The organism is Actinomycetospora flava, from assembly GCF_037400335.1.
GTDB classification, from domain to species: Bacteria; Actinomycetota; Actinomycetes; order Mycobacteriales; family Pseudonocardiaceae; genus Actinomycetospora; species Actinomycetospora flava.
On the sequence record NZ_JBBEGM010000001.1, the window covers coordinates 127,565 to 147,277 of the forward strand.

Annotated in this window: 13 protein-coding genes; 4 read left to right on the plus strand and 9 right to left on the minus strand. The window is 72.9% G+C overall.

The genetic code is table 11. The features are described from left to right. Positions 1-8 precede the first annotated feature (8 nt). Complete coding sequence (locus WCD58_RS00635) at positions 9-1,130, minus strand: AAA family ATPase (RefSeq protein ID WP_337698699.1); 1,122 nt, start codon at positions 1,128-1,130, stop codon at positions 9-11. Between the two features lie 268 nt (positions 1,131-1,398). Further along, entirely contained in the window at positions 1,399-2,763 is a 1,365-nt protein-coding gene (locus tag WCD58_RS00640; protein WP_337698700.1) for an NlpC/P60 family protein, read from the minus strand. 389 nt (positions 2,764-3,152) lie between these two features. On the opposite strand from WCD58_RS00640, the gene WCD58_RS00645 reads away from it, so the two are divergent. Next, complete coding sequence (locus tag WCD58_RS00645) at positions 3,153-5,975, plus strand: aconitate hydratase (RefSeq protein WP_337698701.1); 2,823 nt, start codon at positions 3,153-3,155, stop codon at positions 5,973-5,975. A gap of 70 nt (positions 5,976-6,045) precedes the next feature. On the opposite strand, the gene WCD58_RS00650 is transcribed toward WCD58_RS00645, so the two are convergent. Further along, complete coding sequence (locus tag WCD58_RS00650; protein ID WP_337698702.1) at positions 6,046-6,912, minus strand: siderophore-interacting protein; 867 nt, start codon at positions 6,910-6,912, stop codon at positions 6,046-6,048. 75 nt (positions 6,913-6,987) lie between these two features. Between WCD58_RS00650 and WCD58_RS00655 the strand changes: the two genes are divergently transcribed. The 3 genes from WCD58_RS00655 to WCD58_RS00665 all read left to right on the plus strand — a co-directional run bounded on the left by WCD58_RS00655 (position 6,988) and on the right by WCD58_RS00665 (position 10,516). Then, entirely contained in the window at positions 6,988-8,001 is a 1,014-nt protein-coding gene (locus WCD58_RS00655) for a class I fructose-bisphosphate aldolase (RefSeq protein WP_337698703.1), read from the plus strand. 200 nt (positions 8,002-8,201) lie between these two features. Continuing rightward, positions 8,202-9,785 carry an HlyD family efflux transporter periplasmic adaptor subunit gene (locus tag WCD58_RS00660; protein WP_337698704.1) on the plus strand — a complete coding sequence of 528 codons (1,584 nt, stop codon included), beginning with the start codon at positions 8,202-8,204 and terminating at the stop codon, positions 9,783-9,785. After that, a complete protein-coding gene (locus WCD58_RS00665; protein WP_337698705.1) occupies positions 9,782-10,516 on the plus strand; it encodes an HlyD family secretion protein in 735 nt (244 codons plus the stop codon). The genes WCD58_RS00660 and WCD58_RS00665 overlap by 4 nt, the downstream gene beginning before the upstream one ends. Before the next feature lie 6 nt (positions 10,517-10,522). Here WCD58_RS00665 and WCD58_RS00670 read toward each other — a convergent pair whose 3' ends face one another. The 6 genes from WCD58_RS00670 to WCD58_RS00695 all read right to left on the minus strand — a co-directional run bounded on the left by WCD58_RS00670 (position 10,523) and on the right by WCD58_RS00695 (position 19,620). After that, positions 10,523-12,133 (minus strand): DHA2 family efflux MFS transporter permease subunit, encoded by a 1,611-nt coding sequence (locus tag WCD58_RS00670; RefSeq protein WP_337698706.1) that lies wholly within the window; start codon positions 12,131-12,133, stop codon positions 10,523-10,525. 62 nt (positions 12,134-12,195) lie between these two features. Next, complete coding sequence (locus tag WCD58_RS00675) at positions 12,196-13,983, minus strand: choline/carnitine O-acyltransferase (protein ID WP_337698707.1); 1,788 nt, start codon at positions 13,981-13,983, stop codon at positions 12,196-12,198. Between the two features lie 29 nt (positions 13,984-14,012). Then, the gene (locus WCD58_RS00680; RefSeq protein WP_337698708.1) at positions 14,013-14,864 is read right to left on the minus strand and encodes a HalD/BesD family halogenase; all 852 of its coding nucleotides are present in this window, start codon (positions 14,862-14,864) and stop codon (positions 14,013-14,015) included. Positions 14,865-14,999: 135 nt separating this feature from the next. Beyond that, entirely contained in the window at positions 15,000-16,571 is a 1,572-nt protein-coding gene (locus tag WCD58_RS00685; RefSeq protein ID WP_337698709.1) for a GMC family oxidoreductase, read from the minus strand. Beyond that, positions 16,571-18,133: an APC family permease gene (locus WCD58_RS00690; RefSeq protein WP_337698710.1), complete on the minus strand. Its 1,563-nt coding sequence runs from the start codon at positions 18,131-18,133 to the stop codon at positions 16,571-16,573. The genes WCD58_RS00685 and WCD58_RS00690 overlap by 1 nt, the downstream gene beginning before the upstream one ends. After that, positions 18,130-19,620: an aldehyde dehydrogenase family protein gene (locus WCD58_RS00695; RefSeq protein WP_337698711.1), complete on the minus strand. Its 1,491-nt coding sequence runs from the start codon at positions 19,618-19,620 to the stop codon at positions 18,130-18,132. Before WCD58_RS00695 ends, WCD58_RS00690 begins: the two co-directional genes overlap by 4 nt. Positions 19,621-19,713: the final 93 nt, after the last annotated feature.

The following is a 19,713-nucleotide window of genomic DNA, read 5'->3' on the forward strand; positions in this document are numbered from 1 at the left end:
CGGTGAGGTCACCGACCCGCCGCCGGCACGGGCGCCGGGCCCATCCCGACCGGGCGGGCCGACACCTGCGGCAGCGGGACGGTCTGCAGCACGCGGGTGACGACGTGATCGACCGGCACGCCGTCGGCCAGCGCGTCGTAGGACAGCACCAGGCGGTGGCGCAGCACGTCGGGGGCGATGTCCACGACGTCCTGGGGCAGCACGTAGTCGCGCCCGCGGACCAGGGCGAGCGCCCGCGCGCCGGCGATGATGCCCAGCGACGCGCGCGGCGAGGCCCCGTAGGCGACCCAGCCGCCGACGTCGGCCATGCCGTGCTCGGCGGGCGAGCGGGTCGCGACGACGAGCCGCACGACGTAGTCGACGAGGGCGTGGTGGACGAACACCTGGGCCGCGACGTCCTGCAGGCGGCGCAGCTCGGCGGGGTCGAGCACCCGGTGCGGGGAGGGCGGGTCCACGCCCATCCGGTAGACGATCTCGCGCTCCTCGTCGGCCGTCGGGTACTCGACGAGGATCTTGAACAGGAAGCGGTCGCGCTGCGCCTCGGGCAGCGGGTAGACGCCCTCGTTCTCGATGGGGTTCTGCGTGGCGAGCACGAGGAACGGGTCGGGCATCGCGTGGGTCTCGCCGCCGATGGAGACGTGGCGCTCGGCCATCACCTCGAGCATCGCCGACTGCACCTTCGCGGGCGCGCGGTTGATCTCGTCGGCGAGCACGAAGTTCGAGACGACCGGGCCCAGCTCGACGTCGAACTCCTCGCGGCCCTGGCGGTAGATGCGCGTGCCGAGGATGTCGGCGGGCACGAGGTCGGGCGTGAACTGGATGCGGGCGAACGAGCCGCCGACCACGCGGGCGAAGGTCTCCACCGCGAGGGTCTTGGCCACGCCGGGCACGCCCTCGAGCAGCAGGTGGCCCTTGGCGAGCAGGCCGACGAGCATCCGCTCGACCAGGCGGTCCTGGCCGACGATGACGCGCTTGACCTCGAGGACGGTGCGCTCGAGCTGCTCGGCGTCGTGGGCCGGTGTCGAGGGCTGGCCCGACCCGGTCCCCGTCTGCGCCGGGGGCGCCGGCGATCCCGACGGGCCCTGCCGTCCCGTCTGGCCCGTCTGGCCGGCGTCCGTGGGCTCGGTCACCGCTGTCCCTCTCTGCTCGGCGCACGCTGCGCCCCCGACCGCGCCGGACGGGGGCGTCCGGGGCGGCACGCTACCCGCCGGTCCACCAGGCAACCCGGTGGCCGGTGTGGGTGCGGTGAATGCGGCACGCAGCGCAGCGGAGCTGCCGCGCCGGAGGCCGTGAATGCGGCACGCAGCGCAGCGGAGCTGCCGCGCCGGAGGCCGTGAATGCGGCACGCAGCGCAGCGGAGCTGCCGCGCCGGAGGCCGTGATTGCTGGTCACACCAGCTCACACCAGTCGGGTGACCGTCGGGACGATCTCGTCGTCGAACCGCACGGACGCGATCCGCACGGTCTTGCCGGACTCCGGGGCCTCGACCATCTGGTCGCCCCCCAGGTAGAGCGCGACGTGGTGCACGGCGCCCTGCCCGTCGTCGTCGGCCCAGAAGAGCAGGTCCCCGGGCTTGCGGTCCTCGATCGCCACCCGCTGCCCCGCCTCGGCCTGGTAGCCGCTGTAGTGCGGGAGGTCCTTCCCGAGCGCGGCGAACGCGTAGATCATCAGGCCCGAGCAGTCGAAGCCGGTCTTGTCGTAGTCGCCGTGCTGGTCGGCGACCCCGCCGTCGCGGATGCCCTGGGTCGGGCCCTGCTCGTCCCCGCCGCCCCAGGCGTAGACGACGCCGAGCTGCGAGAGCGCGCGCTCGAGCACCGTGCGCACCTCGTCGGTCATCCCGTCGGTGCTGATGCCGGCGTCGGCGAGGGGGTCCTCGGCAGCGGCTGCCCGCGGGGTCGCGGCCCGCGCCGCCCGTGCCTCCAGCCCGGCGCTCGCGGCCCGGCGGACCCGCTGGTCGCGCGCGGTGTCGCGGGCCGTGGCGGCGGCGTCGAACGCCTCGGCGCGGTCGCGCTGCGCGGCGAGGGCCGGGTCGGCGTCCTCCAGGTCGCGCAGGCGGGCCTCGGCGGCGTCGCGCCGGGCGGTGAGGTCGCGCAGCTGCGCCTGCTGCGCGTCGGTGTCGGTGCGCACGCGGGCGAGCTCGGCGTCCGCGGCGACCCGCGCCGCGGCCGCCTGCACGGCGAGGTCGTCGGCGGCGATGCGCGCGGCGCGGGCCCGCGAGTCGGCGTTGGCGGCCTCGATGCGGGCGCGCTCGGCGCCGTCGAGGGCGGCCCGCTGGTCGGAGGTCACCACGTCGCGCAGGTGCGCCCGCGCGGCGACGTCGTCGGGACCCGACGAGCCGGAGAGCACCGAGAGCGGCCCGAGGACGTCCGCCTGCTGGAACCAGGCGGTGATCCAGGCGTCGACGTCGGCGCGGGCCCGCTCGGCGGTCGCGGCCGCGGCGTCGGCCCCGCGCCGGCTCTCCTCGGCGGCCTTGCGGGCGTCGTCGGCGCGGCGGCGGGCGGTGGTGTCGTCGGCGAGGGCGCGGTTGGCGAGCTCCTGGCGCCTGCCGAGGTCCGCGGTGAGGCGGTCGAGGTCCGCGCGGGCGGTGGCGATGCGCGCGACGAGGGAGCCGGCCTCGTCGGCGGAGTCCTGAGCGCTCGGGGCGGGCGGCGTCGGCGGCGTCGGTGACGGGCTCGGCGGTGCGGCGAGGGCGGGCGGGACGAGGGTCAGCGCCGTCGTGAGCACGAGAGCGACCACGGCCGGGACCGCGATCGCACCACGCACGCCGTCCTCCACTCCCCCGGTGCCGGCTCTCGGGCGGGAGGAGGATCGCGGCCTGCGGAGCCGCGCACGGGCTCCGACACGCGGTGGTGTGGCGTGAATCGCCCGCTCGTGGGGCCATCCGCCCCCGTACGGACCGCAGGTGGAGCCATACGGAGGGGTACCCGGTCGTAGGCTGGTGAGGGCGGGGGTGCGGCAGCCGTGAGGGTGCGCGAGACTCCCGCCCGACCCCCGGGCCGGGCGTCGCCACTGCATCGTTCGCACGGGCCGGACCGGACCACCACCCGGACCGGCCCGGCCTGCACCGGGCGACGCCGCCGGGACCGTAGCGACCCCGGGTCGCGGCCGACCACCACTCGCCGCGCCCGCGAGGAACGAGGAGGAACGTGTCCGTGAGCTCGTCAGACCAATCCGCCGACTCCTTCGGTGCGAAAGGCACCCTCGAGGTCGGCGGGCAGTCGTATGAGATCTTCCGCCTGTCCGCGGTCGAGGGCTCGCAGCGCCTTCCGTTCAGCCTGAAGGTGCTGCTGGAGAACCTCCTGCGGACCGAGGACGGTCTCGTCACCACCGAGGCGTCGATCCGGGCGCTCGCCGAGTGGGACCCGACCGCCGAGCCGGACACCGAGATCCAGTACGTCCCGGGCCGCGTGGTGATGCAGGACTTCACCGGCGTCCCCTGCATCGTCGACCTCGCGACGATGCGCGAGGCGGTCACCGAGCTGGGCGGGGACGCGCAGAACGTCAACCCGCTCGCGCCGGCCGAGCTCGTCATCGACCACTCGGTCGTCGCCGACCTGTTCGGCACCCCGGACGCCTTCGAGCGCAACGTCGAGCTGGAGTACCAGCGCAACGAGGAGCGCTACAAGTTCCTGCGCTGGGGTCAGACGGCCTTCGACGAGTTCAAGGTCGTCCCGCCGGGCACCGGCATCGTCCACCAGGTCAACATCGAGCACCTGGCCCGCGTCGTCATGACACGGAACGGCCAGGCCTACCCCGACACGCTGGTCGGCACCGACTCGCACACCACGATGGTCAACGGCCTGGGCGTGCTCGGCTGGGGCGTCGGCGGCATCGAGGCCGAGGCGGCGATGCTCGGCCAGCCGGTGTCGATGCTCATCCCCAAGGTCGTCGGCTTCCAGCTCTCCGGCGAGCTGCCCGCGGGCGCCACCGCCACCGACCTCGTGCTGACGATCACCGAGATGCTGCGCGAGCACGGCGTCGTCGGGAAGTTCGTCGAGTTCTACGGCGAGGGCGTCGGCGCGGTGCCGCTGGCCAACCGCGCGACGATCGGCAACATGAGCCCGGAGTTCGGCTCCACGGCGGCGATGTTCCCGATCGACGACGAGACGCTGACCTACCTGCGCTTCACCGGGCGCGACGACGAGCAGGTCGCGCTCGTCGAGGCGTACGCCAAGGAGCAGGGCCTCTGGCACGACCCGACGGCCGAGCCGGACTACTCCGAGACGCTGTCGCTGGACCTCTCGACGGTCGTCCCGTCGATCGCCGGCCCGAAGCGCCCGCAGGACCGCATCCGGCTCGACGCCGCGAAGGAGTCGTTCCGCCAGTCGCTGCCGGAGTACGTGAGCAACGGCGCGGAGCCGAAGGCCGGGTCCGAGGAGTGGTACTCCGAGTCGTTCCCGGCGTCCGACCCGCCCGCCGAGACCCGCGACGAGGAGGCCGACAAGCCGGCGGTGCACAAGCAGCCCGTCGACCCGGCCGGCCGCCCGTCGCACCCGACGCCGGTCACCACGGCCGACGGCGTGGAGCTCGAGCTCGACCACGGCGCGGTGACGATCGCGGCGATCACGTCGTGCACCAACACCTCGAACCCGTCGGTGATGATCGGCGCGGCCCTGCTGGCCCGCAACGCCGTCGACAAGGGCCTCGAGCGCCGGCCGTGGGTGAAGACCTCCCTGGCCCCGGGCTCCAAGGTCGTCATGGACTACTACGAGCGCTCGGGCCTGCTCCCCTACCTGGAGAAGCTGGGCTTCAACCTCGTCGGGTACGGCTGCACCACGTGCATCGGCAACTCGGGCCCGCTGCCCGAGGAGATCTCGAAGGCGATCAACGACGAGGACCTCGCCGTCACCGCGGTGCTCTCGGGCAACCGCAACTTCGAGGGCCGCATCAACCCCGACGTCAAGATGAACTACCTGGCCAGCCCGCCGCTGGTCGTGGCGTACGCGCTCGCCGGGACGATGGACCTCGACCTCGCCACCGAGCCGCTCGGATACGACACCGACGGCAACCCGGTGACCCTCGAGGACATCTGGCCCTCCCCGCAGGAGATCCAGGACACGATCTCCTCGGCGCTCTCGCCGGAGCAGTTCACCGAGGGCTACGCCGACGTGTTCGCCGGCGACGAGCGGTGGACCTCGCTGCCGACCCCCGAGGGCGAGACGTTCACGTGGGACGAGGCGTCGACCTACGTGCGCAAGCCCCCGTACTTCGAGGGCATGTCGCGCGAGCCCTCGGAGGTGTCGGACATCGAGGGCGCCCGCGTGCTGCTCAAGCTGGGCGACTCGGTGACCACCGACCACATCTCCCCCGCCGGGTCCATCAAGGAGGACTCGCCGGCCGGCCGGTACCTCAAGGAGAACGGCGTCGAGCGCAAGGACTTCAACTCCTACGGCTCGCGGCGCGGCAACCACGAGGTGATGATCCGCGGGACGTTCGCCAACATCCGGCTGCGCAACCTGCTGCCCACCGGCGACGGCGGCTCGCTCGACCAGGGCGGCAACACCGCCGACTACACCCAGGGCGGGAAGCAGGTCGCCGTGTACGACGCGGCGCAGAACTACGCCGCCGAGGGCACGCCGCTCGTGGTGCTGGCCGGCAAGGAGTACGGCTCGGGCTCGTCGCGCGACTGGGCGGCCAAGGGCACGACGCTGCTGGGCGTGCGCGCGGTCATCGCCGAGTCCTACGAGCGCATCCACCGCTCCAACCTGGTCGGCATGGGCGTGCTGCCCCTGCAGTTCCCGGACGGGCAGAACGCGGACTCGCTGGGTCTGACGGGCACCGAGACGTTCGCGATCAGCGGGGTGACGGCGCTCAACGACGGCGGCGTGCCCGACACGGTGCACGTCACCGCGACGCCGGAGTCCGGCGACGCGATCGAGTTCGACGCGCGCCTGCGCATCGACACCCCGGGTGAGGCGCAGTACTACCTCAACGGCGGCATCCTGCCCTACGTCCTGCGCAAGATGCTGGGCTGAGCGGGACCGTTCTTCCTGAGCGAAGGGCCCCTCCGGTCGACTCTTTCGACCGAAGGGGCCCTTCGCTCGTTCAGTCGTCCTGTTCCGGGGGCGCGGTGCCGTCCATCGCGGCGCGCACCTCCTGCTCCTCGGTGCGCCCGCGGCGCCAGTAGCCGGTGAAGCAGACGTCGCGCTTGTCGACGCCGCGCTCGCGCACGATGTGCCGGCGCATCGCCTTGACCTCCGAGGCCTCGCCGGCGAGCCACACGTAGGGCCGGTCGCCGGGGAGGTCGAGCTCGCGGAGGCGCTCGGCGAGCCGGTCCGGCGAGGTCCAGTAGGTGGTGACGTCCCCGTCGGTCGCCCAGACCTGCTGCTCGGTGACGTCCCGGACGCTCGCCAGCACCGTCACCCGCCGGCCGGGCGGGAGGCCCTCGACGATGGCGCCGATCGCCGGCACCGCGGTCTCGTCGCCCGCGAGCAGGACGCCGTCGTGCTCGTCGCGCGGGTCGTAGAGCCCGTACGGGCCGGTGAACGCGATGTGTGCGCCCGGCGCGGCCCGGACCGCCCAGTCGCGCGCGGGGCCCTCGTCGTGCAGGACGAAGTCGACGTCGATCTCGACCGGGTCCTCGCGCCGCTGCCGCAGGGTGAACGTGCGCATGGACGGGCGCACGTCGTCGGGCATCGCCAGGTAGCGGGCGAACCAGCCGGCGATGTCGGGGCCGTCGCCGGTGTCCTCGACGAGCGGCGGCAGCTGGGGCTCGACCTCGCCGGGACGGGGGAAGAAGAGCTTCATGTAGCCGTCGGGGGCGACCACGGGGAGGTCCGCGAGGTCGGGCCCCGCGAACGTCACCCGCACCACCCGCGGTGTCGGACGGGCCACCGCGCGCACCACCGCGCGCCGCAGCCGGACCGCCGGACGTGTCGACGCCGCCGTCACGCACTCCCCTTCCGTCGCCACCAGGTGAGGTCACCCTAACTCGGGCATGCCGATCGCCGCGCCGGTCAACCCCGGGCGGAGACGGAAGGAGTAGCGATGACGCTGCAGGACACCGCGCGCGAGATCCTCGCCGGCTCGAAGGGCATCCTCGCCGCGGACGAGAGCACCGGGACGATCACCAAGCGGTTCGAGGCGGTCGGGGTCGAGTCGACCGAGGAGACGCGGCGCCGGTTCCGGGACCTGCTGTTCACCACCAAGGACGTCGAGGAGCGCCTCGGCGGGGTGATCCTCTACGACGAGACCGTGCGGCAGGACGCCCTCGACGGCACCGGGATGGTCGACCTGCTGCGCCGGCGCGGGATCGTGCCCGGCATCAAGGTCGACGGGGGCGCGAAGGACCTCGTCGGCTTCCCCGGGGAGAAGGTCACCGAGGGGCTCGACGGGCTGCGCGAGCGGTTCGCGGAGTACGCCGACCTCGGGCTGCGCTTCGCCAAGTGGCGCTCGGTGATCACCGTCTCGGACGCCCTCCCGACCGCCACGGCGATCGAGCTCAACGCGGCGGGCCAGGCCCGCTACGCGGCGCTCGCCCAGGAGGCAGGCCTGGTGCCGATCGTCGAGCCCGAGTCGATCATGGACGGCGACCACGGGATCGCCCGGTCCGCCGAGGTCACCGAGCAGGTCCTGGCGGCGACGATCGAGGCACTGCGCCGCCAGCGGGTCGCGCTGGAGGGCGTGCTGGTGAAGACCAACATGGTCGTCTCCGGCTACGCGGGGTCCGACCAGGCCGGGCCCGACGAGGTCGCCGACCGCACCCTCGAGGTACTGAGCCGGACGATCCCGGCCGCCGTCCCCGGGGTCGTCTTCCTCTCCGGCGGGCAGGACGACGAGCAGGCCAACGCCAACCTCGACGCGATCGCCCGCCGCGGCCCGCAGCCGTGGACCGTGAGCTTCTCCTACGCCCGCGCGCTGCAGGGCCGCCCGATGGCGGTCTGGGCGGGCGCGGAGGAGAACGTCGCCTCGGCCCAGGACGCCTTCGCCGAGCGGCTGCGGCTCACCGGCGCCGCCAACCGTGGCGAGTGGAGCGCGGACGCGGAGCGCGCCACCGGGTGAGACAGCCCGTGATCGTCGTTTCGGTGACGTTCGCCGGTGGATCGACCGGGGTTCGTCACCGGGATGACGATCAACGTCGATTGCGCGCGCTCTACTCCGCCAACCGGTCGAGTGTTCAACACCCGAACGTCGGTGTGACATGACCCGCACGGTGGCTCACACGGACGTCACTCAGCTGCTTGAAGCTCGTTTGGCCGAGCATGATCTTCTCCCCCCGGAGGGCGGTCGGGGCCACGGCGCTGATCACGGCGGTGCTGGTGGTCAGCGGATGCGGCGGGGGGTCGGCGCCGCCGCCCCGGACGGTGCCGGTGGCCCGGGCGGCGGTGGAGACGGGTGTCTCGGCGCAGGGCTCGGTGTCGGCGACCGCCAACAACAACATCGGCTTCCCCAAGGGCGGGCAGCTCACCGAGGTCAACGTCGACGTCGGTGACCAGGTCCGCGCGGGCCAGGTCCTCGCGAAGATCGACGACTTCAACGCCCGCCAGGCCGTCGACCAGGCCGAGGCCGCGCTCGCCGGGCAGCAGGCCGCCTACCAGCAGGCGCTCGACAACACCGCCGTCGACGGCGCCGGGAACTCGGTCGCCCAGGCGCGGCGGATCGTGCAGGCGACGGAGCGCCAGGTCGACGCGACCCTCGACGCCGACGGCGAGGCGATCCACCAGGCCGAGCGGGCGGTGAACCAGGCAAAGAAGGGCGCGGCCGCGGCGCAGGCCCAGTACGCAGCCGACCAGCAGAGCTGCGCTTCTCAGGGAGGCGCCAGCGCCTACGGGCCTCCGCGCATGCCGTTCCTGCCCGTCCCGGGGCAGACCCAGCAGCAGCAACAGGCCGGGGCGGCGGCCACCAACTCCTGCATCACGCTCCCGGGGTCCCAGAACCAGGCCGCCATGGCCCAGCAGGGCGTCGCGCAGGCCGAGGCCCAGCTCTCCCAGGCGCGGTCGAAGAAGCAGATCGACGAGGCGTCCGGCCGCGTGCAGATCGAGCAGGCCCGCAACGGTCTGGTCCAGACCCAGAACCAGCTCGACGCGTCCCGCGCCGACCGGCCCCACCAGCTCGACGGGGCCCAGGCGCAGGTGGACAACGCGCGGGTCGGGGTCGAGAACGCGCAGCGCGACCTCGCCAACACGACGCTGCGCGCCCCGGTCGACGGCGTCGTCACCGCCATCAACGGGGCGGTCGGCGAGTTCCTCCAGCCGAGCTCGGGCACCACGCCGCTGGCCCCCGGCGGCGAGGCCGCCATCCCCGGCGCGGCGTCCGCCAACGCCGGTGCCGCAGCCGCGTCGATGGGCGGCGGCGGGGCCTCCCCCGGCCGCCCGGGCGGCTCCCAGTTCCTGGTCCTGCAGAACACGTCCGGGTTCTCGGTGGTCGCCCCGTTCCAGGAGATCGACGCCGCCGCCCTCGTCCCCGGCCAGGCCGCGCACGTCACCCTCGACGCGCTGCCCGACGTGACGCTCGACGGCACGGTGCTGGCGGTGTCGCCGGCCTCGACCGACATCGCCAATGTGATCAACTACTACGTCACCGTCGCGGTCGCCCGGCCCGACAGCCGGCTCAAGGACGGGCAGACGGCCCAGACCTCGGTGATCACCGGGGAGGGTCCGGACGCGATCAGCGTCCCGAACTCCGCGGTGATCCGGCAGGGCGACCGGACCTCGGTGGTCGTGGTGGAACCCGGCGGGCGCCAGGTGCCGACGCCGTTCACCCCCGGGCTCGTCGGCGCCGACCGCACCGAGGTCCGCAGCGGCCTCACCGAGGGCCAGCAGGTGCTCGTGGCGGCCCGCCGATGAGCGACCACGACACGACCACGGGCCCCGTGGCCACCGACACCCCGGAGACGACCGAGGACGGCGGGCGCCGCCCCATGCGCCGCGGCACCCGCATCGCGCTGATCGTCATCGTGGTCATCGCGCTGCTGGCGGCGGTCGGCTTCACGCTGAGCTACTTCCTCGACGCCCGCCAGTACGTCTCCACCGACAACGCCCAGGTCGACGGCACCCAGATCCCGATCGTCGCCCCGACCAGCGGCACCCTCATCGGCTGGACCGGCACCCAGGGCTCGGTCCTGCGCGCCGACCAGGTCGTCGGGCGCATCGAGATCGACGGCGGATACGTCCGCCCCCAGCGCAGCATCCGCGCCCCCGCCGCCGGCACCGTCGCCATGGAGGACACCACCGACGGCGCCTACGTCACCGCGGGCCAGCAGCTGGCGATCGCCTACGACCCGGCGGGCGTCTACGTCACCGCCCGCGTCGACGAGACCGACATCGACGCCGTCCGGGTCGGCCAGGAGGTCGACTTCGCCGTCGACGCCTATCCCGACCGCACGTTCACCGGCTCGGTCCGCGAGATCCAGGGCGGGGCGGCGGGTGTCTTCTCGCCGCTGCCGCAGTCGAACAGCCAGGGCAACTTCCAGAAGGTCACCCAGGTGATCCCGGTCAAGATCACGATCGACGACCTGCAGGGCTTCGAGCTGATCCCCGGCATGAACGTCGAGGTCAACATCCACCGCAACGGCTGAGCGGGCTCAGCCCTCCATCACCCGCGGCCCCTCGCTCGGCGCCGGCTTCCCGCTGGGCAGCATCAGCGCCAGCAGCACCGCCCCCGCGGTGAGCACCGTGGTCACGACCATCAGGTCGCCGAACGCGGTGTCGAACACGCGGGTCTGCAGCTGCTGGTACATCGAGTACTCGCCGAGCACCGAGCCGAACGTCTCCGGGTCGGCGGGCACCAGGCTCGCCCGGTCCGCGTAGCCCTGGGACTGCTGCGCGGTCATGAGCGCGGTCATGGCGGCCAGCCCGATCGCCGACGACGAGCGCTGCACGACCGTGTTGAACGCGCTCGCGCCGTCCACGCGGTGCGGCGGCAGCGCCGAGAGCCCACCGGTCATGATCGGCATCATCGCGAGCCCGATCCCCGCCGCGCGGAAGCCGAGGATCCACGCCAGGTCCCCGTGCGAGGTGTCGATGGTGAGGTCGCGCAGCATCCACGTGCCCCACGCCGTGATGACCAGACCGGCCACGGCCGGCCAGCGGGCGCCGATCCGGTCGTAGATCTGCCCCGCCAGCGGCATGATCACCGCCATCACGAGCGCCTGCGGGAGCAGCAGCAGGCCGGTCTCGAACGCCCCGAGCCCCTGGTTGAGCTGCAGCGACTGCGGGATGTAGAAGAGCACCCCGAACAGCCCGGCCGAGATGACCGCGATGAGGATCAGCGAGTTCGTGAACGGCCAGGAGGCGAACACGCGCACGTTGAGCAGCGGGTGGTCGACCTCGAGCTCGATCACCACGAACAGCGCCATGGCCAGGACGCCGTAGGTGATGAGGATGAGCACCGGGTACGACGTCCAGCCCCAGTCCTCGGCCTCGTGGAGCCCCAGCAGCAGGGCGAACAGCCCCGTCGCGATGGCCAGGAAGCCGGGCAGGTCGAACTTCCGCGCCGTGCCGCCCCCGAAGTTCGGCAGCCACACCATCGCCGCGATCGTGCCGACGATGCCGATCGGCACGTTGATGAAGAAGATCAGCCGCCAGTCGACGTACTCGACGAGGTAGCCCCCCAGCGTCGGCCCGATCGCCGGCGCGAAGACGATGCCGAGCCCGTACATGCCCATCGCCGCGCCGAGGCGGTCCTTCGGCACGATCTTGTAGAGCATCGTCAGCGCCACCACGGGGATCACGCCGCCGGGGATCGCCTGCAGGATGCGGAAGGCGATCATGGAGTTCAGGTCCCAGGCGAGCCCGCACAGCACCGACCCGATCGCGAAGCCGACCATCGCGACGATGTACGCGCGGCCCAGCCCGAGCCGCAGGCCCAGCCAGGCGCTCGCCGGGACGATCACGCCCTCGGCGAGCGAGTACGACGTCGACACCCACGAGATGTCCTCGGTGGTGACCCCGAAGTCGTTCTGCATGACCGGGATCGCGACGTTGACGATGCTGATGTCCAGCACCGACATGAACATCCCGGCGACGAGCACGAGCAGCGCGACGACCCAGCTGGTCTCCCGGGCGGGCGCCGGCGTGGTGGGCTCGACGTGCTCGGGGACGGCCGGGACGGGTCGGTGACCGTTCGTCTCCACCGGCTCCGGGAGCGGGGTCGGCGCCGCCTCGGTCTCCCGCGTCTCGGGCCTCGCCGTCACCGGTCGAGGCTACGTCGACCGGCGCAGCGCTTCACGCCGAACGCACAGTGACGGTGATCGCCTCATCGCCCCTGGAGCAGGGCGACGATCTCGTCCACGGCCCGGCGCAGCTCCGTCGCGAACCGCTCCATCTCCTCGCCGACGGTCGCCGGCGTGCTGAGGTGCACGACCAGCCGCGCGGGCAGGAGCACGTACGCGACGCCGATGCACTGGGTGCTCGTGGAGCCGAAGCCGAAGACGCGCACGTTCTCCGACGGCGCCGAGCTCGTCGACAGGTAGTCGTCGCGCATCACCGTCCATCCGGGCGACGAGACGACCTCCAGCGGCTCGGTCGCCCCGAGCTCGCCGCCGCGGCGCTGCTGGATCAGCGAGAGCTCCCAGAGGTGCTGCTCGGGCGCGTGGCCCGCCTGGCACTCCTGGGCGCGCCGGACGTGGGCGGAGGCCGCGGCGTCGAACGCCTCCCGGCGGGCCGTCCCGTCGGCGCCGGGGTCGTCCATGGCGGCCGTGAGCGCGAGGATCTCCGGCGTCACCACCCGCATCGCCTCGGTGCGCCCGTGGTGGAACTGCAGCGTGGCGATCGACTCGTAGGTCGCGCCCACGAAGCCCTTCGCGCGCACGTGGGCCAGCTGGTAGGCCATCTGCACGAAGGCGTCCGGCGACACCCCGAGCTTCTTGATGCGGTCGCTGCCGAGGTCGTCGAACACCACCAGCTGCGTCGCCACCGACGCGGTGAACCGCGCGAAGTCCTCCCCCGCCGCCGCGATGTCGGCCGCGCGCTCGTCGGTCACGGCGAACGGCAGGGGCGACGCCGCCGGCACCCCCAGCGGGCGTGCGCCCAGGGCCGCCGCGTGCTCCGCGGTCGTCGCGCCGAGCACCCCGTCGACCAGCGCGAGCACCGTCGTGCCGTCGAGGCGGCAGTGCTCGGTGTTGATCCCGGCGGTGCCGTCGGGGAGCACGACGAAGGTGACGGCCTTGTCGAACCACCGGTTCGCGCTGTCGCCGCCGAGCAGCTGCTTGCCGACCGCCCGGTCGTCGCCGGGATGTTCGTCCTCGAGCGCCACGCAGAACAGCGCGGTCTCGAGGGCGTCCAGCGCGGCCTCGTTGCCCTCGGCGAGCAGCGCCCGCCGGCTCGCCGCCCACTCCGCGCGAGCCTTGGTGGTCAGGTGCCCGACCCCCGGGCCGCGGCTCTCCCCCACCTGCGCGCGGATCGCCCGCAGCCCCTCGGCGATCTCCTCGGCGGTGTGCGCGGTGCCGTCGGGCCCGAGCACGTCCATCCGGTACGCGTGCCCGCGGACGAGCACGACGACGTGGCGCTCGGCCGACGGGCCGGGCCAGGCGACGGTGTAGGGCGTGCGGGCGGTGTCCTGCTCGTCGCCGGGGATCCGCGTCGAGGAGAACAGGAACTTGTGCTGCTCCATCGTCATCGGCGCGCCCTTGCGGGTCGCCGGCGGCAGCGTCTCGGTGTCGACGCGGTGCTTGTGGTCGAGCGCGCCGAGCACGAGGCCCGCGGCGCGGGTGGCCTGGTCGTCCTCGCCGGCGGCGTCGGCGAACAGGAAGAAGAAGTTGGCGTTGAGCGCGATCCGGTCGCGGCGCCCCAGGTAGCGCGACTCCCAGAAGTCGTCGAGCCAGCTGTGGGTGGAGGGCTCGGCGTCGTAGGCCTCGAGCGCGGCCTGCAGCACCGGGCCGGGGCCGTCGGGGCGCAGCAGCTGGTCGACGGCCGCCCGCGTCCGCGCGCGCTGCTCGTCGTCGAGCAGCGGCTCGCTCCAGGCGAGGAACTGCTCGGCGCTGGCGGCCAGGGTCGGCACCGGGACCCGGGGCAGGTCGTCCTCGGCGTCGAACGTCCCGGTCATGGGTGTCCTCTCGGGTCAGGGCCGGTCGGTCAGTCGAGCAGGGTGTCACTACGGACGCTCGCCCCGGCCAGGTGCTCCGGGGCCACACGGCCGAAGAGCTGGCGCGTCCGCGCCGGCGAACCGACGACACCGGGGCGCTCGCTGTAGGCGAGGATCGCGGCGTGCCGTGGCGTCGTGCCGCCCACGGGTGTCACACGGTGCAGCGAGAACCGGCCGCGGAACAGCTGCAGGTCACCGGGGCGCAGCTCGAGGCTCCGCACCGGGGCGCGGTCGCCGTCGAGCACCGCGCGCACCCCGGCGTGGTTCTCGTCGCCGGCGGCGCGGATGCCCGGGCAGTACTCGAACAGGCCGCCCGACGCGGGCGCGCGGGTCAGCAGGCTGACCGCGAGCTCGTTGGTGTCGAAGTGCCACGGGTGGTCGTCACCCGGGGCCACGACGTTGAGGGTCAGGCCGGCGTACGGGTCGGCGAGCCCGTGCACCGCGCGGACCTCGAAGCAGGCCGCGACCAGCCGCTGCAGGCCCGGGTGCGTGTAGAGGCGCTGGACCAGGTGGTCGGCGGGGATGTGGTCGCGCGCCACGAACGCGTTGCGTCGCTGCAGCACGACCCGCGCCGGGTGGTCGTCGGGCAGCGCCGGGTCCGGGTCGGTGTTGTAGACGTTGACCTCGGCGACCTGCGCGTGCGCGGCCCCGGCGACCGCGTCGCCCTCGTCGCGCAGCCGGTCCCGGTGCGCGGCGGGCACCACGTCGCGCAGCACCGTGCACCCGTCCGCCCGCAGGTCACGGCGCGCCTGCTCGACCACGGCCCGCCAGACGGGGTCAGCGGGGTCGTCGAGCGGATAGCGCCGGGTGTCGACGACGCCGTCGGATGCCTGCGAACCCACGGACGGGAACCTAGCGACGATCACCCGTCCGTGGCCCGCCCGGCACGCCGGGCCCGCCCCGTCCTGTTCGTCAGGGCGGGGCGGGCGGCACGGAACCTGCGGAGCTGCCGCGCCGGAGGCCGGTGACGGTCCTCGCTAGCGCGGGTTCTTGATGAAGTCGGCGCAGCGCTCACCGATCATCATCGTGGTGATGCACGGGTTCACCGTGATCAGGTCCGGCATGACCGACCCGTCGGCGACGCGCAGGCCGTCGACACCCCGGACGCGCAGCTGCGGGTCCACCGGGGCGAGGGGGTCGTCCTCGGCACCCATCTTCACCGTGCACGACGGGTGGTAGACGGTGTTGTGGGTGTTCTTGATGTAGTCGAAGAGCTCCTCGTCGGTCTGCGCGCCGTCTCCGGGCGCGAGCTCCTTGCCCACCCACTCCTTGAGGGCCGGCGCCGACGCGATCTCCCGGGCCACCCGGATCCCGCGGATCATCACCTCGCGGTCGTGCTCGTGGGTGAAGTACCGCGGGTCGACCCTGGGCTTGTCGTGGAAGTCGCGCGACGACAGCCGCACCGTGCCCTTCGACTGGGCCCCGGTGACGTTCGGCGTGAGGCAGAACGTGTTGTCCGCCGTCGGGTAGCCGTAGCGGACGATGTTCATGTCGAACGGCACGGACCCGTAGTGGAACATCAGGTCGGGGGTCGTCCGGCCCTCCGAGCCGGCGAAGATCCCGATCTGCCACCACTGCGTCGACGCCGTCGGCATCGGCTGCAGGGCCTCCCACTGCACGAGGCCCTCCGGGTGGTCCTGCAGGTTCTCCCCGACCCCCGGGGCGTCGACGACGACCTCGATCCCGATCTCGCGCAGGTGCGCGGCGGGCCCGATGCCCGAGAGCATCAGCAGCTTGGGCCCGTCGATCGCCCCGGCCGAGAGGATCACCTCGCGGCGCGCGGAGACGTCGACCGCGTGCCGGGTGTCCGGGGTGCGCAGGCGGGCGCCGGTGGCCCTGGGGCGGGCGCCGGAGGTGTCGAGGTTCAGCTTCTCGGCCCGGTAGCCGGTCATCACCGTGAGGTTGGGCCGGTCCAGGTTCGGGTGGACGTAGGCCACCGACGCCGACGACCGCGAGCCGTCGGGCTTGGCGTTGACCTGGAACCAGTTGGCTCCGCGCAGCACCGTGCGCCCGGTGTTGAACGGCGTGGTCGGGAGCCCCACCTGCTCGCAGGCCTCGAGCAGCGCCTCGCCGCAGGGGTCCTGGTCCCCCACCGTGCGGATGGTCACCGGCCCGTCGGTGCCCCGGCCCGGCGCCTCGGCCTCCTCGGTCGTGTCCAGCGCGGTCTCGAGCTTGCGGTAGAAGGGGTAGCACTCCTCCGCGCTCCAGCCCGTCGCCCCGCCAGCGGCCCAGTCGTCGAGGTTCTCCCGCGGCGCCCAGAAGGCGATCGCCGAGTTGTGCGACGAGCACCCGCCGAGCACCTTCGCGCGGGCGTGCCGCATCCAGGAGTTGCCCGACTCCTGGGGCTCGATCGGGTAGTCCCAGTCGTAGCCGGACTCGAGCAGCTCCATCCAGCGGCTCAGGTCGAGGATCTGGTCGTCGCCGACGTCCGACGGCCCGGCCTCGACGAGGCACACCGAGACGTCCCGGTCCTCGGAGAGCCGGGAGGCCACCGCACAGCCGGCGGTGCCCCCGCCGACGACGACGTAGTCGAATTCCCTGTCGGCCATCACGCCTCCTGGACGGGCTTGTCGGTGGGCTGGACGGACTCGACGCGCGCGTGCTCGGCGACGACGCCGGTCTTGTGCCGCTGGACCGTCCAGTAGTAGGCGAACCCGGCCCCGAGGATGACCCCGGGCAGCAGCACGCCGCCCCACTGCAGGTACCAGTGGAACGGCTCGCTGGCGTTGTAGACCTCGTTGCGCGGCCACGCGAGGTTCACCGTCATGAACCCGCCCCAGATGATCGCGAGGACGTTGACGGGCAGGCCCCACCGGCCCAGCGAGAAGCCGTCGGGCCGGGGCTGCCACGTCCCCCGCACCCGCTGGATGAGCATCGGGACCGTCACCAGCAGGTACGCCGTGTAGATCATGATGATCGCGATCGACGTGACCACCGTGTAGATCTGCGGGCTGAAGGTCACGAACAGCAGGACGATCGCGATGACCCCGATCGTCACCGAGGACACCACCGGCGTGCCGAAGCGGGGGCTGATCGTGCAGAGCTTCGAGCCCGCGGGCAGGTTGTTGTCGCGGCTCATGGCGAACGCGAGCCGGATCGCCGCGGCGTGCACCGCGAGGTCGCAGACGACGACCGCGATGACGACGGCGATGAGGATGACGACGCCGACACCGCCCCCGAGCACCTGGAGGATCAGCGTCTGCAGACCGCCCAGCGAGCTCAGCGCCGGGTCGGACAGGTCGGGCGCCGACATGATCGCGAACAGCAGGATGAGGCCGCCGAGGACGAACGAGAAGAACAGGGCCCGCAGGATCGCCTTGGGGGCGTTGCGGCGCGGGTCGTGCGACTCCTCGGCCAGCGAGCTCGCCGTGTCGAACCCGTACATCACGTACAGCGACGCGAACATCGCCACGAGGAACGCCCCGGCGTAGCCGAGCGGCCGCCCGCTCGCGTCGATCCCGCCGGTGTCGAACACGATCTGCGGCCCGCGCACGATGTTGACGGCCAGCAGGATGATCAGGACGACGGCGGCGATCAGCTCGAGGAACACCCCGGTCGAGTTGATCTGCGCCATGAGCTTGGTGCCGAAGGCGTTGATCAGCGTGGTGAACACGATGAGGGCCGTGGCGAGGATGACGCCGTTGAGCGCCTCGGCGTTGGTCACGTCCTCCGGGATGAACTGGAACCCGGACCAGATCTCCGGCAGCGTCGCCTGCAGCGCCAGGGCGACGGCCGCGAGGGAGACGATGGAGGCGGTCAGCATCGTCCAGCCGGCGAGCCACGAGACGCCGTGGTTCGAGAGCCGCTTGCTCCAGTTGTAGATCGACCCGGCGACCGGGTACCGGGCGGCCAGCTCGCAGAAGCAGAGCGCGACCATCAGCTGCCCGACGAAGACCAGCGGCCACGACCACCAGTACGCCGGGCCGGCCGAGCCGAGCCCGAAGTAGAAGAGCTGGAACGTGCCGGTGAGGATCGAGATGTAGCTGATCCCCGCCGCGAACGTGTGGAAGCTGCCGAGCGACCGCACGAGGCTCGGCTTGTAGCCGAACTCGTCGATGTCCTCGGCGTCGGCCGCGCTCGCCTGCTTGTGGGCTTTCTCGGGACTGCTCATGAACCACTCCCTGAGGTGGAAGAGGGGAACCACCCGGTCGGACCCGGCCGGGTGTTGGTCCAGATGTGCTTCGGCTCCTGGTACTCGGCGAACCCCGCGCGGCCGAGCTCGCGCCCGACCCCGGAGTGGCCGAAGCCGCCCCACTCGGCAGCCGGGACGTACGGCCCGAAGTCGTTGATCCAGATCGTGCCGTGGCGCAGCCGCGCCGCGACCTCCTCGCACGTGCCGTGGTCGGACGAGAAGACCGCCCCCGCCAGGCCGTACTCGGTGTCGTTGGCGATGCGCACCGCGTCGTCGATGTCGGTGAACGTCTCGACGGTGAGCACCGGGCCGAACGACTCGTCGTGCACCACGGACATGTCCTGGGTGCAGCGGTCCAGGATCGTCGGCGGGTAGAAATAGCCGTTCTGCAGCGCCGGGTCCGTGGGCCGCTCGCCGCCGCAGCGCAGCACCGCGCCCTCGGCGACGCCGGCCGCGACGTAGGCCTCGACCTTGTCGCGGTGCGCCGCGGAGATCAGCGGGCCGGTCTCGGTGCCCGGGTCGTCGGGCCCGCCGAGACGGATCCGCCGGGCGCGCGCGACGAGGTCGTCGACGATCCGGTCGTGCGCGGACTCCTCGACGACCAGCCGCGCGCCGGCGGAGCACACCTGCCCGGAATGCAGGAAGATCGCGGTGAGGGCGTTGTCGACCGCGGTCTCGTGGTCGGCGTCGGCGAACAGCACGAACGGGTTCTTGCCGCCCAGCTCGAGCGCCACCTTCTTCACCGTGGGCGCCGCCGACTCCATGATCTTCCGGCCGGTGACCAGCCCGCCGGTGAAGCTGACCATGTCGACGCGCGGGTCGGTCGACAGCGGTGCCCCCGCGGTGGCCCCGGCCCCGAGCACGAGGTTCGCGACGCCGTCGGGCAGGCCGGCCTCGGCCAGCAGCTCCATGAGGATGATCGCGGTGCTCGGCGTGAGCTCGCTGGGCTTGAGGACGAACGAGCACCCCGCCCCCAGCGCCGGCGCGACCTTCCACGCGGTCTGCAGCAGCGGGTAGTTCCAGGGCGTGATCAGCCCGCAGACCCCCACCGGCTCGTGCACGACCTTGCTGCGGGCGGCGGCGATGCCCGTGTCGACCAGCCGCCCGTCGTCGGTGGAGGCGAGGTGCCCGAACCACCGGAAACAGTTGGTGATGTCGTCCATGTCGATCTCGGACTCGACGACGCGCTTGCCGGTGTCGTCGGTCTCGGCGCGCGCGAGCCGCGCCCTGTCCCGCTGGAGGAGGTCGGCCACGCGCAGCAGCAGGGCACCCCGCTCCGGGGCGGGCACCGACGACCAGCGGTGGTCGTCGAACGCCCGTCGCGCCGCCGCGATCGCGAGGTCGGTGTCCTTGGCGCCCGCCTCGTCGACCTCCGCGACGAGCGAACCGTCCGCGGGCGAACGAATCTCCCGCCTTCCCCCGTCGACCGCTGTCGTCCACGCTCCGTCGATGAACAGCTGCCCCACTCCTGGCGCCTCCTCGTCGTCGTCACCCGGTCGGCCCTGACCGACCGGTCGCCCGAGTATCGACCTGACGCACCGTCCGCACCATGCCTTGAC